This is a genomic window from Magnetovibrio blakemorei, from assembly GCF_001746755.1.
GTDB lineage: Bacteria > Pseudomonadota > Alphaproteobacteria > Rhodospirillales > Magnetovibrionaceae > Magnetovibrio > Magnetovibrio blakemorei.
Map to the genome: position 1 here is coordinate 96190 of NZ_MCGG01000002.1, position 14881 is coordinate 111070.

Consider the following 14881-nt stretch of genomic DNA (forward strand, 5'->3'; position numbering starts at 1 on the left):
CATTTCCAGTTTAATTTGTCATTTCACAGCTTAGTTTGTCGTTTTCATAACTTAGTCTGTCGCAAGATTTGGCCAGTATCCTGATAAATCAGGGTGTTGGCCGTATTTTATTTACAGATCAAAAATTGACCGTTTTCACAATTGAGAGTTTTCGTCGGATAACGGTTGGAGCGAATTAAATGACTAAAAATCACCAAACTCATTAGATTACATTCCCGGTCATAAATGAAGTCGACGCATGACAAGGTCCCGTCCTTTATCGTCGACAACTCTGCATCAAGATGGCATAGGTTTCTCATGGATAGTTTTCACCCATTGTTGAGCGCGCTGCTGGCCCGTTCGGATGCCGCTGCGGCGTTAATAGGCTCGGGGATTACCAGCGTCACCATGGCCCTGCCCGACGTTGGGTTTGACGGATTGCCACAGGGCCTACCCCAAGGATTGACCGATTTCATCTACTGGGCGAGCCCCGAAGATCGCCACTTCCTGCTCGGCTGCGAACAGGTGGTTTCGGTCGAGACCACGGGCCAGCGGCACATTGGTGCGCTGGCCGCCGCCTTGCAGTCGATGCAGACCAATTGGCGGCAGTTTGACCTCGACGACCTGGGCCAATCCCCAGCCCTGTTCACTGGTTTCCCCTTTGCCGCGGCAAGTGCCAACGACGCAACCGAGCACACCACGGCAGGGCTAAGCGCCTTCCTGCGCTTGCCCCTGATCACCCTCCAGCGCCAACGGGCGGTGTGCAGCCTGACCCTCAACTGGCACCGCGACAAGGGCGACGGCGAGGCCGCCAAGGCCGCCTGGCTGCACGCCCTGCAGCGGCTTCTGATCGCCGTTTCCTCACCGATTGACGCCGCCCCCTGCGCCAATCCCCTGCGCCGCGTCTCGGCCACGCCCAACGACGCCACCTGGCTTGCCCGCGTCGGCCAAGCCACCCAAGACATCCACCAAGGACTCTTAAAAAAGGTCGTCCTGAGCCGCCACATCCACGTTGTCGCCCCGCGCCGCTTCGAACCGGCGCGGCTGTTGATCAACCTCGCCCAACGCTTTCCCAGTTGCGTTCAGATCGCCATGACCGGAGACTTCGGCGTGTTGGCGGCGGCAACCCCGGAACGGCTGATTCGCCTGAAACACGGACGACTGCACAGTGACGCCCTGGCCGGGACCTGGCGCCGCGATCCCGACGAAGGCCGCGACGCCCTGCTCGGCTTCGATCTGCAACACAGCGACAAAGCCCTGCACGAACACCAACTGGTCGTCGATGCCATCTTGCGTCGGCTCGCCCCAGTCAGCTCAGACCTCACCTATCCAGAAGAGCCCCTGCTGATGCGGTTGCGCGGCCTGCATCACTTGTGGACCCCGATTGAAGGCAAACCCGCCCGTGAAATCGGCTTGCTCGACCTCGCCGAACGCCTGCACCCGACCCCTGCGGTCGGCGGCGCGCCCTCCGCAGCGGCCCTTGATTGGCTAGCCCGTCATGGTGAAACCCGCGACGGCCTTTATACCGGTGTGTTCGGCTGGATGACCCCCGGCGGCGATGGCGATTTGTCCGTGGTTTTGCGCTGCGCCGTGCTCAAAGACAATCACGCCCATCTATCGGCGGGGGCGGGAATTGTCGGTTCCTCCGACCCCATAGAGGAACTGGCCGAAACCGAGCTCAAACTCGCCGCCATGCTCGACGCCCTGGAGGAGGCATGATGCTGGACCAGGGACACTTGAACCTGATCTGGGCCGACGCCCTGATTAACGGCTTGGTCCAGGCCGGGGTCCGGCGCGTCGTCATCTCGCCTGGCTCGCGCTCGACGCCGTTGGTCCTCGCCGTTGCGCGCCATCCGTCAACCCGAGATTGGGTCATCGGCGACGAACGTAGCGCCGCCTATTTCGCCCTCGGCCTAAGCAAGTTGTCGGGCACGCCAGCGGCCGTGATTTGCACCTCCGGCACCGCCGTCGCCAATTGGCTGCCCGCCATCATGGAGGCCTCGGCTGCCAATGTGCCGTTAATCCTGATCAGCGCCGACCGCCCGCCCGAAGCGCGGGCAATCGGTGCCAATCAAACCACCGACCAAATCAAACTGTTCGGTGATCTGGTGCGCGCCTTTCATGAATTGCCGCCGCCCGCCGAAGACGAGATCGACACCTTGCCCGGCCTCACCGCCCGCATCGTCGATGCGGCGCTGTCGTCCCGCCCCGGCCCGGTCCACATCAACGTGCCGTTTCGCGAACCGCTGCTGCCCAAAAATGACCTCCCGCCAGCGAATAGGCGCGGTGGGCGGGCCATAACCATCCATCGCGGCGTCACCCTGCCCAGCGCCGACACCATCACCACCCTCGCCGCTGTCCTGTCGAGTGGCAAGGGGGTGATCGTCTGCGGTCCGGATCGTCTCGACGTACCCTTTGCCCACGCCGCGGTCCGCTTGGCCAACCGCGTCAACGCGCCGATCCTGGCCGATCCCCTGTCCGGCCTGCGGCGCGGCCCATGGGTCGACGACACCGTTATTGGCGGCTACGACGGCTTTTTGCGCAGCCCTCATTTCACAGAGGCTCACCAACCGGACTGGGTACTGCGTTTCGGCGCCTATCCGGTGTCCAAGGGCCTCGGTCAGTACATGCGCATGTGCGCTACCAGCCAGCACATTGTCGTTGCCGAATATGATCAATGGCCCGACCCCGCCGGACACGCCACGCACATGATCCACGCCGACCCCCGCAGGGTTGCCGAATCGCTCACCAAGGCCATCGCCACGGGGGCAGACCTGCACTGGCTGAAGGCCTTCCAAGCGGCCGATGCGCAGGTTCGCGCGGCCCTTCCCCCCCCCTCCGCGACGGGTCTGTTCGAGGATCGCGTGGTCACCCTGCTCGCCCACCACCTGCCCGCCGATAGCTTGCTGTTCGCCGGGAACTCGATGCCCGTGCGCGAGTTGGACAGCTTCCTCAGCGTCGAGCACAAACCCTTGCGCATGACCGGCAACCGCGGCGTATCCGGGATCGACGGCAATATCGCCACCCTCCTGGGACTGGCCGCTGCCGACCCCGCAGGCGCGCCCGCGGTCGGCCTGATCGGCGATCTGACCTTCGCCCACGATAGCGCCAGCCTGCGCGCGGCCCAAGACATCCCGGTGCTGATCGTCGTCCTCGACAACGGCGGTGGCGGCATTTTTGAATACTTGCCGCAAGCGGGCCTGGATGCGGCACTGTTCGCCCGCTACTGGCTGACCGACGACGCCCCCGACATCGCCAAAGTCTGTGCCGCCTATGAGATTGTCTGTCATCACGCCATTGACGAGGCAAGTTTGCAGCATGCCTTAAGCGCGGCCTTGCGCTCCAAAACGACGCAGGTGATCCGCGTCGTCCTCGACCGCCGGGCCAGCAACAAACGCCACCAGGACCACTGGCAGGCTTGTATCGACCCCTTTCAAGGAGACACCCCGTGAGCATTGCCTGGCAGGCCATCGAAAAACCCACCTTCACCGACATCACCTATCATCAAGCCGAGGGCATCGCCAAGATCACCATCAATCGCCCACACGTTCGCAACGCCTTCCGTCCGGAGACCGTGCGCGGCATGATGGCGGCCTTCCGCCACGCCCATCTCGACAAAGACATTGGCGTTATCATTCTGACTGGCGCGGGCGAACTGGCTTTTTGTTCGGGCGGCGATCAGAAAGTGCGCGGCGATAGCGGCTATCGCGATGAAAGCGGCGAGGAAGGCCTCGACGTTCTCGAATTGCAGCGGCAAATCCGCACCCTGCCCAAGCCCGTCGTTGCCATGATCGCCGGGTACGCCATCGGCGGCGGTCATGTCTTGCACCTGTGTTGCGATCTGGCGATTGCTGCCGACAACGCCCGCTTCGGCCAAACCGGCCCCCGCGTCGGCAGCTTCGATGCGGGTCTCGGCGTCGGCTTGCTGGCGCGTATGGTCGGCCTGCGCCGGGCCAAGGAAATCTGGTTCCTGTGCCGTCAGTACGACGCCCGGCAGGCCTATGAAATGGGCTTGGTCAACACCGTGGTCGCCGTCGAGGATCTGGAGGCCGAAACCGTCGCCTGGTGCCGCGATATGCTTAAACTGTCACCCACCGCCTTGCGCTGCATGAAGGCCTCGTTCAACGCCGACACCGATGGCGTCGCCGGTCTACAAGAACTGGCTGGCAACACCACCGGGCTGTTTTACATGACCGAGGAAGGACAGGAAGGCCGCAACGCCTATGTCGAAAAGCGCGCCCCCGATTTTTCAAGCTTCCCCCGTCGACCATAGATCAAACCATCCGTCATGCTCACCGTAATCCCCTACAGCCTGCCCCTGTTGCGTCCGTGGACGACGGCGCGGGGCGTGCTGCACACCCGCCAGGGCTGGCTGGTGCGGGTCGGTGATGCATGGGGCGACTGCGCGCCCATGGTCGAGGCCGGAACCGAGTCCCACGCTCAGGCCTGGGCGGCCTTGACCTCTTGGGACGGCGGCACCACCGAGGAACTACCCGCCGCCGCCCGCTGCGCCATCGAAAGCGTCCGCCTGCCGCATCGTTTCGGTGGTGCGGGAACGGTCCGCGTCAACGCCGCCCTCGGGGCCATCGACGACGCCCTGGCCGCCTCGATTGCCGACGCCGCCGACGCAGGCTTCCAGATCGTCAAACTCAAACTCGGCGTCCGCCCATGGGCCGAGGAACTGACCGCGCTGGAGGCCCTGAGTCTGCCCGAGGGGATGTCTTTGCGCCTCGATGTCAACGAGGCCTGGACCATGGCTCAGGCAAGCGACGCCGTTCAGCGCCTGCGCCCCCTCGCCATCGACTGTATCGAAGACCCCTTGACCGACCCATCATGCGACGCCCTCGCCGCCCTCCAGGCGCAAACGTCGATTCCCCTCGCCGCAGATGCCTGCCTGAGCAGACTTGGTGTCGATGCCCTGATCGCCGCCAAGGCGGTTCGACGGTTGATCCTCAAGCCGATGGTCCAGGGCGGCCCCGACCGTTGCGTGGCCATCGCCGCACGGGCCAAGGCCGAGGGCATCGCTTGCATCGTGACGACGGTCGTCGAAAGCGCCTGCGGCGTGTGGCTGGCCGCGCGCACGGCGGCGGAGATCGACCCCAGCGCAGAGCAGACCCACGGATTGGATACGTCACGTTGGCTGTGCGAAGACACCGGCCAACCGCCGCCAATCGTACGGGGTCGCATCGCCTTAGGGGGCGGGTTTGTGCCCTTCGATGAGTTTCTTCAGAGCCCTGCGATCAGACTTGCCAAGCCGATTTAAGGGCAGTTCGTCGACCTGAACTGCTTGGCGAGGACGGTAAGACCCGGCCAGATTTTCGCGCGCCCAGGCGAGCACCTGGGCGGGCGCAATCGTCCCCACATAGAGCGCAACCACCACGTCACCCCACGTCGGGTCCTGCGTTGCCGTGACCGCCACCCCCTCGACTCCGGGGCAATTCGACAGGGCCGCCTCAATGGCGGTGGGGTGCAGGGTTACGCCACCACTGATCAACACGTCATCGGCCCGCCCGAGGATGCTCAGCGTGCCGTCGGCCTCCACGCGGGCCACATCGCCGGTCTTGAACCAGCCGTTTTCGTCCAGTCCATCGCCGGGTCGTAAATCAGCGTTGAGGTAGCCACACATCACTGCGGGGCCGCGCACGGCGAGGCGTCCATCCCCAACAAGGGCGACCTCAAAAGAGTCGAGCGGGCGGCCAACTTGACCGGGCCGCCAGGTATCGTCGATGGTCATCAGAGTCGCCAACTGAGAACCGGTCTCGCTCATCCCGTAGGTTGGCGCGAGCGGCCATCCGGCGGCCAAGGCGCGCCCTGCTAGGGCCGGGGACAGCGCCGCCCCGCCGGTCAAAACCACGCGCAAGGCGGGTGGCGGCGGACGATCCCCGGCGGCATCGAGGAGCTGCGCCAGCATCGCCGGAACGACCGAGATGTGGCTGACCGGGTGGGCGTTGATCTCGGCCCACACATGATCGGCTTCGAATCGCTCGGCGAGCAGGACCGTCGCCCCGGCGGCGGCGGCCCGATAAAGAATCGACAAGCCGCCGATATGACTGAGCGGCAAGGGGTTGAGCCAGATATCGCCGGGATGCAGGGGAATCCGTACGTTCGAGGCAGCGACGGCGGCGCTGATGTTGGCTTCACTGAGCATCACCGCCTTGGGCGTGCCGGTGCTGCCCGTGGTGGCAACGATCAGGCGTACGTCTGTCGCCGCCGTGGTGGTCGCGACGGGGGCGAGCAAAGCCTCACGGAGGGGCCTGGGCAGGGTCGGGTCAAGGGCAAACAGCGCGCGTTTCGCGGCCCACGCCCCATGGACCAGGCTGACCATATCGAGACGATTCGTTTCGCCGACGACCACCTGCGCATCGCCATAGGACGCCATCACCTCCCGCCCCCGGGCGTGCAGAGTGGCGTAGGATACGGCTCGTCCGCTATGGATCAAGGCGATGGCGTTGCTGTTGTTCATAGAATCACGACTAGACAGAGCGAAGGCGAAACTGTCGCCGGGCAGGATGGTTGAGCCAATTAAGCACACCCTCACCGTATGCGAAAGGGGCTCCTGCACAACGCCCTTGAGCGAAACAAAGGCCTCGCCCTTAGCCCCGCCGTTGCGGCGCAGGCGACCATGTCTGACGTCAGCATCCCTGGGACACACGGAGACCAATGCGTAACGGAAGATTTTTGGCTCGTCGTAGAGAGTGAAAGCGAATGAAGATGAAACTAGAAATCCATAAACGAGACAGACAGCGCCGTCAGTCGAAACGGGCGCGGATGTCATCGGGAACGCAGACCGCCCGAATACCGCTGACGTGGGTCTCATCGATCACCACCCAACCCCGCACCTCATGACCAATCACCGCTTCCACGCCGCCGTTGTAAATCTTATGGATGACTTTAAAGGAAGAGTTTCCCCAGCTTTCGATGGCGCTTTCCACGGTAATCACATTGCGAAAACGTGATGGCCGCATAAACTTCGCATGTGCGTCCAAGATGGGAATGCCGAGGATGCCATGATCCTTGAACATCTGCGGAAGCTCCAACCCCACCGACGCAAAAAGTTCGGTGGTTCCGTTTTCGAACCAGCGAAAATAGTTGGGGTAGAAAACAATGTCGGCAGGATCGCAATCGCCCCACGGCACGGTCATGTCATAACGGTTGGACTTCATTTTAGGATTCCCCTCGTGCCGTTATTTGAGCATATGCGGTAGCCACAGCGCCAATGTTGGGAACAAGGTCAGCTGCGCAACGCGAATAAAGTCCGCTGTCTAAAATGGCAACGAAGGTTTCTGTCAGCTTCACACCACGCGCCATGGAGTTAACCTGGATTATTCATCGAAGGCTCGGTTTCGAGTTGGTGGGCATAACATCATTCCTTGTAATCGTTTAGAAAATTGTTGTTAAGCAGCCTTTCTTAACAACCCCCGAAAATGCCACGCCCGCGATGACCGATGATATCCTTCTTCCCTTCGATCTTCCAGTGGTTCGCCGCAACATTTTCATCATCACCCAGGCAAGCGGCATGCCAGGATGGTGGCGAAGACAATGCCCTGTGGCAGGACAACGATCCCGCCGGTGATGCCGGCGATCAGGTCGGCCTTTAGCGTTTGTGGCGTGACCATAGACAACCAGCCGACAAGAATGCAGGTCTGAACGGGGGGATGAATTTGCGGCCCCGTCAGGCAACCGCCTGATGAGGACTGTCGCAGATCACCGGAGGCAATTCTGCGTCCAGGATGGCCTGGATTTCCGAACGGCACGATCCGCAGTTGGTCCCGGCTTTCAGGGCTTCACCAATGGCGTCGACGGTGAGGATTTGATCTTGCGTGATGGCGCGGCGCAGGTCGTTGATACCGACACTGAAACACGAACACACCATGGGGCCTGGATCAAACGCATCACCCGCCGCACGCCCGGCCAGAAGTCCTGCACGGGCCAGGTCGTCCAAGGCATCAAGGCCGAATTGCGTTTGCACCCAATCGAGACTCGGCAAATCGGCCCGCGGCGATATGAACACGGCAGCGGTGAGCAGTCCGTCGCGCAGGGCCGCAAAACGGTGCCGCCCACCCGATGGGTCACAGAAGCTCAGCCATTCTGAATTGTGTCCGCCCAGGCGTTGCCGCGCCCAAGATTCCCAATCGGAAATTTCCCCCGTCCCCGCCATGGTCGTGATTGAACAGGCGGTTCCGGTGATGGTGGTCCAATAGTCCGCCTCACCCACATCCACGTCTTCACGCGTCACCAAAAGCGCATGCCATTTGGGGTGAAAGGCGCAGAGTCTGACCGGCGTAAATTTTGATTCAGGTTGCCCCGATAGCGCATCCGTGGACGGACTCACCAAGCGGCCGATCACCGCGTTGGCGCTGTTGGTGTCGCTCCAATGAATGGGAACAAAGATCGAGCCTGGACGTTGGCTGTCGTCGAGACGAACCCGCAACAACGCTTCCCCCCAACGGCTGGTGAGCGTCGCAAATCCCCCATCTGTCAAACCATATGCGGCAGCGTCGCCGGGGTGGACTTCAACAAATGGTTCGGTTCTGTGTTGGGCCAAGCGCGGGCTTAATCCGGTTCGGGTCATGGTGTGCCACTGATCGCGCACCCGTCCGGTGTTCAACACCAATGGATAGGCCGCACTGAGGTCGTGAGTTGGTGACTTGTGGTGCACAGCGACAAAACGCGCGCGTCCATCGACGTGAAAAAACCCGCCCGCGCCAAACAGACGCGCACAGCCATCTGCGTCGGAACTGAGGACCGGCCACTGCACCGGCATCAGGGCATCATAAGATGATGGATCGAGTTGCGTTAAACCGCTTAAGTCGAAATCACGCGACCCGTCATTTTCAAATGCGGACAACCCGGCATGTTCGGCAAAGATCATGGCGGGCCCCGCAAAAGCGAAGGCCGCGCCATGACCCATGCGCGCCGCCACATCGCAGATGATACGCCAATCTTCACGCGCTTCCCCAGGCGCTGTGCGAAATGGACGCTGGCGGGAAATACACCGTTCCGAATTGGTGACGGTGCCGTCGCGATCGCCCCATGTGGTGCTGGGCAGAACCACATCGGCAAACGCCATGGTGTCGTTGGTGGGAACGCAATCGGACACGGCGACAAAGGGACAGATTGCCAAAGCTTCACGCACCCGATTGGCATCGGGCAAGCTGACAGCCGGATTGGTGGCCATCACCCACAGCGCCTTGATGCGCCCGTCATGGATGGCTTCGAACATCTCAACGGCCTTAAGTCCCGGTGCCCGCGCGATGGCGGGCGCGTCCCAGAACCTCTCAACGATATCGACCGAGACCGGATCAAAATCCATATGCGCGGCCAGGGTGTTGGCAAGTCCGCCGACTTCGCGCCCGCCCATGGCATTGGGCTGCCCGGTGACCGATAACGGCCCGCAGCCGGGTTTGCCGATGCGCCCCGTGAGCAAGTGGCAATTGATGATCGCGTTGACTTTGTCGGTGCCTTGAGACGACTGGTTGACGCCTTGGCTGTAGACGGTGACAATTTTTTCGCTGCGTTCAAAGGCCGCATAAAATGCCGATACGTCGGCGGTCCCCACACCGCAATCGCGGGCAAGCGTCGCGATCTCCGCCCCTCCAAGGTGCGCCGCGTCCAGCGCAATGCCAAAGTCCTTGGTGTGGCGCTGAACAAAATCGTCATCGACGCATCCACGCCCATCCAAGTGCGCCAACAAGCCATTGAACAGGCGCACATCGGTTCCGGGTTTGATGGCCAAGTGCTGATCGGCGATGTCGCACGTGGCGGTGCGACGCGGATCAATAACGATTACGTGGGTGCCGTGTTCTTTTTTTGCCAGCGCCAAACGCTGGTACAGCACCGGGTGGCACCATGCCAAGTTTGAACCCACCAACACCACCGTGTCGGCATGGTCTAAATCTTCGTAATTGCCGGGAACCGTATCAGAGCCAAATGCGCGTTTGTGCCCGGCGACACTGGACGCCATACACAGGCGCGAATTGGTGTCGATGTTGGCCGAACCGATGAAACCTTTCATCAGCTTGTTGGCCACATAATAGGCTTCCGTCATCAATTGCCCGGACACATAAAACGCGACGGCGTCGGGACCGTGCTCCTGAATGACGGCTTTGAACTCATCCGCCACCCGGTCCAGCGCCGTGTCCCAATCTGTGTGCTCCCCATTCACCTCAGGATAAAGCAAACGGCTTTGATCGCTGAGCGTTTCCGCCAGCGCCGACCCCTTTGAACACAACCGTCCAAAGTTGGCTGGATGATCCGGATCACCCTTGACCTGATAATCGCCGTCACCCAAGTCCGTGACCAGCACGCCGCAGCCGACGCCGCAATAGGGACAGGTGGTGTGGACCGCTTCAGCCATGCGTTCCCGTAGCTTTCACGTCCGGCATTTGCAGACGGATAATGTCGCCACTCACGGATACCGGCACCGTACGTGAACAGCCGTTGTCGGGGCCTTTCACTTCGCCCGTGACCAAATCGATGTTCCAATTGTGCAGAGGACAGGCCACCGCTTTGCCATGGACGATGCCCTGGCTGAGCGCGCCGCCTTTGTGCGGACAACGGTCGAACAGCGCGAAGATCTCGTCATCGGCGGTGCGAAAAATCGCGATGTCACCTTGCCCGCTTTGCACCACCCGCGCCCCCAACTTGGGGATATCGTTGACGGTTCCAATTTCCATCCACATGATCGTTTTCTCCTTCAACATTTAGGCGACAATTTTGAGCGGGGTGAATTCGTGTGCGTCCTTGACGCCCTCGGCCCGTTTGGCCCAGGGGTCTTCCTGCAAGGCTTTTTGCGAAACCATAAAACGGGCGAACAGGGCTTTGCGCTTTTCATCATCATCAACCAAGTTGGCTTTGATGTGATCCAATCCGACCCGTTCCACCCACGGGGCGGTGCGTTCCAGATAGCGCGCTTCTTCGCGATAAATTTGCATGTAGGCCCCGGCGTATTCCAACACGTCTTGTTCCGTTTCGACGGTGGTGAGATAATCCGTCACCCGTACATCAATGCCGCCATTGCCGCCCACGTGCAGGGCATAGCCGCTGTCGACCGCAACCACACCAAAGTCCTTGATGGTGGCTTCGGCGCAATTGCGCGGACACCCGGACACGGCCATTTTAAACTTGTGCGGCGTCCACGACCCCCAAGTCATTTGTTCCAGCGCAATGCCCATTTCAATGGCGTCTTGGGTGCCGAAGCGACACCATTGATTGCCCGCGCAGGTTTTAACCGTGCGCAAAGATTTGCCATACGCATGACCCGACACCATGCCCGCTGCGTTCAAATCCGCCCACACCGCAGGCAGGTCTTTTTTCTGCACGCCGAATAAATCAAGACGTTGACCACCGGTGACTTTGACGGCCGGGATTTCGAACTTGTCCACCACATCGGCGATGGCGCGCAGTTCCTTAGCCGACGTCATGCCGCCCCACATGCGCGGCACAACGGAAAAGGTGCCGTCCTTTTGAATGTTGGCATGAACGCGTTCGTTGATGAAACGCGACTGGTTGTCATCAATGTACGTTTCAGGCAGGGCGCACAACAAATAATAGTTCAGCGCCGGGCGGCAACTGGAACACCCGTCCGGCGTGCTCCATTCCAACTGTTGCATGACTTCGGGAATTGACTTCATGTCTTTTGCCACAATCAATCGACGCACGTCGTCATGGCTATGAACGGTGCAGCCACACATGGGTTTGACGGTTTGCATTTGGTACGCGTCACCCAACGTGAGAGACAGGACTTGTTCGACCAAACCGGAACACCCGCAGCACGATGCCGAGGCTTTGGTGTGGGCTTTGACTTGATCCAAAGTCGTCAAGTCGTTTTTGGTAATGGCGGTGACGATGTCGCCTTTGCACACGCCGTTGCAGCCACAGATTTCAGCGTCATCTGCAAGGGCGGCAACGGCGGCGCTAGGGTCCGCTTGGGCCCCTCCCCCCGCATAGGCCTGACCAAACACAATGGTGTCGCGCAGCTCAGATATGTCTGCACCGTCTTTCATCAATTGGAAGTACCAGGCACCGTCCTTGGCATCGCCATAGAGAACCGCGCCTTCGACTTTGTCATCGCGAACCACGATGCGCTTGTAGACACCGCGGGCGGCATCGCGAAACACGATGTCTTCTGCGCCGTCTCCGCCGGAAAAATCTCCGGCTGAAAACACGTCAACGCCGGTAACTTTCAACTTGGTCGAGGTGACGGAGCCTTCATAGCCAACGCCTTCGCCGCCCGTCAGATGCGCCGCCAAGACCTTGCCCATTTCAAACAGCGGCGCGACCAATCCATAGGTCAGGCCCCGGTGTTCAACGCATTCGCCGACTGCGTATACATCAGCCGTTGAGGTTTGCATTTGGTCGTTGACCATCACGCCCCGACCAATTTCAATGCCGGCTTCACGCGCCAAGGCGACGTTGGGTTTGATGCCCACTGCCATGACCACCAGATCGGCTTTTAACTGGGTGCCATCGACAAGTTCAAGCCCTGTCACTTTGGTGTCGCCTAAAATCGCTTTGGTGTTGGCCCCGGTCAAAACCTTCAAGCCGCGCCCTTCCAATTCTGAAACCAACAGATAACCCGCCGCTTCATCTAATTGGCGTTCCATCAAGGTGTCCATCAAGTGCACCACCGTGACATCCATGCCGTTGGCCTTCAGACCCACTGCGGCTTCCAAGCCCAGCAAGCCACCACCGATGACGATGGCGCGTCCACCCAACTTGGCGGCGGCCAACATGCGATTGACATCGTCCAAATCGCGGAACGTTACCACGCCGTCCAAGTCTTTGCCCGGCACCGGAATGATGAACGGATCGGACCCCGTCGCCAGCAACAGCTTGTCGTAACCCAACGTCAGGCCGCGTTGGGAGGTGACGGTCTTGGTGGTGGTGTCAATGGCGGTGACGGCATCTCCGGCGAACAAGGTGATGTCGTTTTCGACGTACCATTCGCGGCTGTTGATGATGATATCTTCAAAACATTTTTCACCGCTGAGAACGGGGGACAGCATGATGCGGTTATAATTCTCCCGCGCCTCGGCACCAAACACGGTGATGTCATAGAGACCCGCATCACGCTTGAGAATTTCTTCCACCGTGCGCATGCCGGCCATGCCGTTGCCGATTACGATCAGTTTCTGTTTCATGTGACTTCTCCTAGCGACCGACTTATGCGACAGCTTTTTCATCTTCTTGGCGTTCAGACTTGCTTTGATTGCCGTGTTCATATTCTTCCAGGAACCCGAGCAGTTGCGCGCGCAATTCGTAATAGCGGGGGTGTTCCAACAACGCCTTGCGAGTGCGTGGGCGGGGCAGGTCGACATCCATGATTTTGCCGATCCGTGCGTGCGGTCCGTTGGTCATCATCACCACCCGATCCGCCAGCAAGATGGCCTCATCGACGTCGTGGGTGACACACACCGTGGTGACTTTGGTGCGGTCCCAAACTTCCATGAGAACCTCTTGCAGTTCCCAGCGGGTTAAGCTGTCGAGCATGCCGAACGGTTCATCGAGCAGCAAAAGTTTGGGCGACAAGGCAAAGGCGCGGGCAATGCCGACACGTTGTTTCATGCCGTTGGACATGTCGGCGGTGGGCCGGTTCATGGCATCTTTCAGGCCCACACGCGAAAGATAATATTCAACGATGTCGTTGCGCTCGGCCGCCGTCGCGTGAGGGAATACCCGATCCACACCAAGCATCACGTTTTCTTTGGCCGTCAACCAGGTGTACAGATTGGGGGACTGAAACACCACGGCACGTTCCGGGTTTGCGCCCGTCACTTCATGACCATCCAAAACAATGCCGCCGTCGCTGATGGAATTCAGCCCCGCCGCCATCGACAGCACCGTAGACTTGCCGCATCCCGAATGTCCGATCAGGGAAATAAATTCGCCTTTTTTCAAGATGGTTTCAAAGCCATCGACCACGGTCAACGGACCCTTCGCCGTCGGATAGGTTTTGGTGAGGTTAAAAAATTCCAGATAGCGTTCATCGTGATGACTGATCATCGCATCGCGGAACGCTTTGGGAGGCTTTTTGGCGTTGGGAAACACCGGGGTGACATTGGGCAGCGCCCCATCTTCATCACCACCGGCTTTTTGCGCCGCTTGCTGGGCAGCTTTGCCTGCGTCCATCAAATACGAGGTCACGTCGGCGCGGAGTTTTTTGAACACCGGGCTTGAGTTCATCTGCGTGCGCTCACGTGGGCGCGACAATTCAACCTTAAAGTCCGGACCAAGTGTTGCGTTGGGTCCGGGGTTCAAGGGAATGATGCGATCGGCCAACAACAAGGCTTCGTCCACATCATTGGTGATCAAGATGACGGTCTTTTTGTCTTGCGACCAGATCTGTTCAATCTCGTCTTGCAGCTTGGCGCGGGTCAACGCATCCAACGCCGACAAGGGTTCATCCAACAACAAGATATCGGGGTTCATGGCCAAGGCGCGTGCCACCGACACCCGCTGGCGCATGCCGCCGGACAGTTCCGCAGGACGCCGATCGGCGGCATGTCCAAGCCCCACCATATCTATGTAGTGCTGGGCTTTGGCCAGATGTTCGGCCTTGCTGAGTTCGCCAAATACGCTTTCCACCGCCAGCTTGATGTTGTCCAACACGGTCAACCATGGAAACAAAGAGTAGCTTTGAAACACCAAGCCACGATCCGGCCCCGGCCCGGTGACGGGCTTGCCCTTCAACAACACTTCGCCTTGGTCGGGTTTTTCCAAGCCAGCAATCAAGTTGATCAATGTGGTTTTGCCAGACCCGGAGAAGCCCACGATGGCGACAAACTCTCCGTCTTCGATGGTGAGATCAATGCCTCCCAAGACGTCGGTTTTTTCTTTGCCTTGACCGAAGCTTTTGGTGACGTTTTTGAGCTCTAGGATCGGTGTCATGATGGGTCTCTCT

The 14881-nt window shown here is 60.1% G+C and carries 10 protein-coding genes; 4 read left to right on the plus strand and 6 right to left on the minus strand.

Features of this window, described 5'->3' with window-relative positions; all coding sequences use genetic code 11:
- Positions 1-297 precede the first annotated feature (297 nt).
- The 4 genes from BEN30_RS00535 to BEN30_RS00550 are packed head-to-tail and all read left to right on the plus strand — an operon-like array spanning position 298 to position 5242.
- Entirely contained in the window at positions 298-1698 is a 1401-nt protein-coding gene (locus BEN30_RS00535) for an isochorismate synthase (protein ID WP_170826914.1), read from the plus strand.
- Positions 1695-3431, plus strand: a complete 1737-nt coding sequence (gene menD / locus BEN30_RS00540; RefSeq protein WP_084004862.1) for a 2-succinyl-5-enolpyruvyl-6-hydroxy-3-cyclohexene-1-carboxylic-acid synthase — start codon at positions 1695-1697, stop codon at positions 3429-3431. The genes BEN30_RS00535 and menD overlap by 4 nt, the downstream gene beginning before the upstream one ends.
- A complete protein-coding gene (gene menB / locus BEN30_RS00545; RefSeq protein ID WP_069956382.1) occupies positions 3428-4252 on the plus strand; it encodes a 1,4-dihydroxy-2-naphthoyl-CoA synthase in 825 nt (274 codons plus the stop codon). The genes menD and menB overlap by 4 nt, the downstream gene beginning before the upstream one ends.
- Positions 4253-4267: 15 nt before the next feature.
- The gene (locus BEN30_RS00550) at positions 4268-5242 is read left to right on the plus strand and encodes an enolase C-terminal domain-like protein (protein WP_069956383.1); all 975 of its coding nucleotides are present in this window, start codon (positions 4268-4270) and stop codon (positions 5240-5242) included.
- Here BEN30_RS00550 and BEN30_RS00555 read toward each other — a convergent pair.
- The 6 genes from BEN30_RS00555 to BEN30_RS00580 all read right to left on the minus strand — a co-directional run bounded on the left by BEN30_RS00555 (position 5171) and on the right by BEN30_RS00580 (position 14868).
- Complete coding sequence (locus tag BEN30_RS00555; RefSeq protein ID WP_170826915.1) at positions 5171-6754, minus strand: class I adenylate-forming enzyme family protein; 1584 nt, start codon at positions 6752-6754, stop codon at positions 5171-5173. The two genes, BEN30_RS00550 and BEN30_RS00555, sit on opposite strands and share 72 nt — an antisense overlap.
- Positions 6729-7142, minus strand: coding sequence for an acyl-CoA thioesterase (locus tag BEN30_RS00560; protein ID WP_069956385.1), 414 nt, complete (start codon positions 7140-7142; stop codon positions 6729-6731). Before BEN30_RS00560 ends, BEN30_RS00555 begins: the two co-directional genes overlap by 26 nt.
- 509 nt (positions 7143-7651) lie before the next feature.
- Positions 7652-10336 carry a nitrate reductase gene (locus BEN30_RS00565; RefSeq protein ID WP_069956386.1) on the minus strand — a complete coding sequence of 895 codons (2685 nt, stop codon included), beginning with the start codon at positions 10334-10336 and terminating at the stop codon, positions 7652-7654.
- Positions 10329-10661, minus strand: coding sequence for a nitrite reductase small subunit NirD (gene nirD / locus BEN30_RS00570; protein WP_069956433.1), 333 nt, complete (start codon positions 10659-10661; stop codon positions 10329-10331). The genes BEN30_RS00565 and nirD overlap by 8 nt, the downstream gene beginning before the upstream one ends.
- Positions 10662-10682: 21 nt before the next feature.
- Entirely contained in the window at positions 10683-13121 is a 2439-nt protein-coding gene (nirB, locus tag BEN30_RS00575; RefSeq protein WP_211563220.1) for a nitrite reductase large subunit NirB, read from the minus strand.
- A gap of 22 nt (positions 13122-13143) precedes the next feature.
- Entirely contained in the window at positions 13144-14868 is a 1725-nt protein-coding gene (locus BEN30_RS00580; RefSeq protein ID WP_069956388.1) for an ABC transporter ATP-binding protein, read from the minus strand.
- Between the last annotated feature and the right edge of the window lie 13 nt (positions 14869-14881).

What these genes read in the sequence shown, in the direction of transcription:
- BEN30_RS00535 (WP_170826914.1), top strand. Translation starts at nt 298, where the DNA reads ATGGATAGTTTTCACCCATTGTTGAGCGCGCTGCTGGCCCGTTCGGAT.
- menD (WP_084004862.1), top strand. Translation starts at nt 1,695, where the DNA reads ATGATGCTGGACCAGGGACACTTGAACCTGATCTGGGCCGACGCCCTG.
- BEN30_RS00550 (WP_069956383.1), top strand. Translation starts at nt 4,268, where the DNA reads ATGCTCACCGTAATCCCCTACAGCCTGCCCCTGTTGCGTCCGTGGACG.
- BEN30_RS00555 (WP_170826915.1), bottom strand. Translation starts at nt 6,754, where the DNA reads ATGACATCCGCGCCCGTTTCGACTGACGGCGCTGTCTGTCTCGTTTAT.
- BEN30_RS00560 (WP_069956385.1), bottom strand. Translation starts at nt 7,142, where the DNA reads ATGAAGTCCAACCGTTATGACATGACCGTGCCGTGGGGCGATTGCGAT.
- BEN30_RS00565 (WP_069956386.1), bottom strand. Translation starts at nt 10,336, where the DNA reads ATGGCTGAAGCGGTCCACACCACCTGTCCCTATTGCGGCGTCGGCTGC.
- nirD (WP_069956433.1), bottom strand. Translation starts at nt 10,661, where the DNA reads ATGTGGATGGAAATTGGAACCGTCAACGATATCCCCAAGTTGGGGGCG.
- nirB (WP_211563220.1), bottom strand. Translation starts at nt 13,121, where the DNA reads ATGAAACAGAAACTGATCGTAATCGGCAACGGCATGGCCGGCATGCGC.
- BEN30_RS00580 (WP_069956388.1), bottom strand. Translation starts at nt 14,868, where the DNA reads ATGACACCGATCCTAGAGCTCAAAAACGTCACCAAAAGCTTCGGTCAA.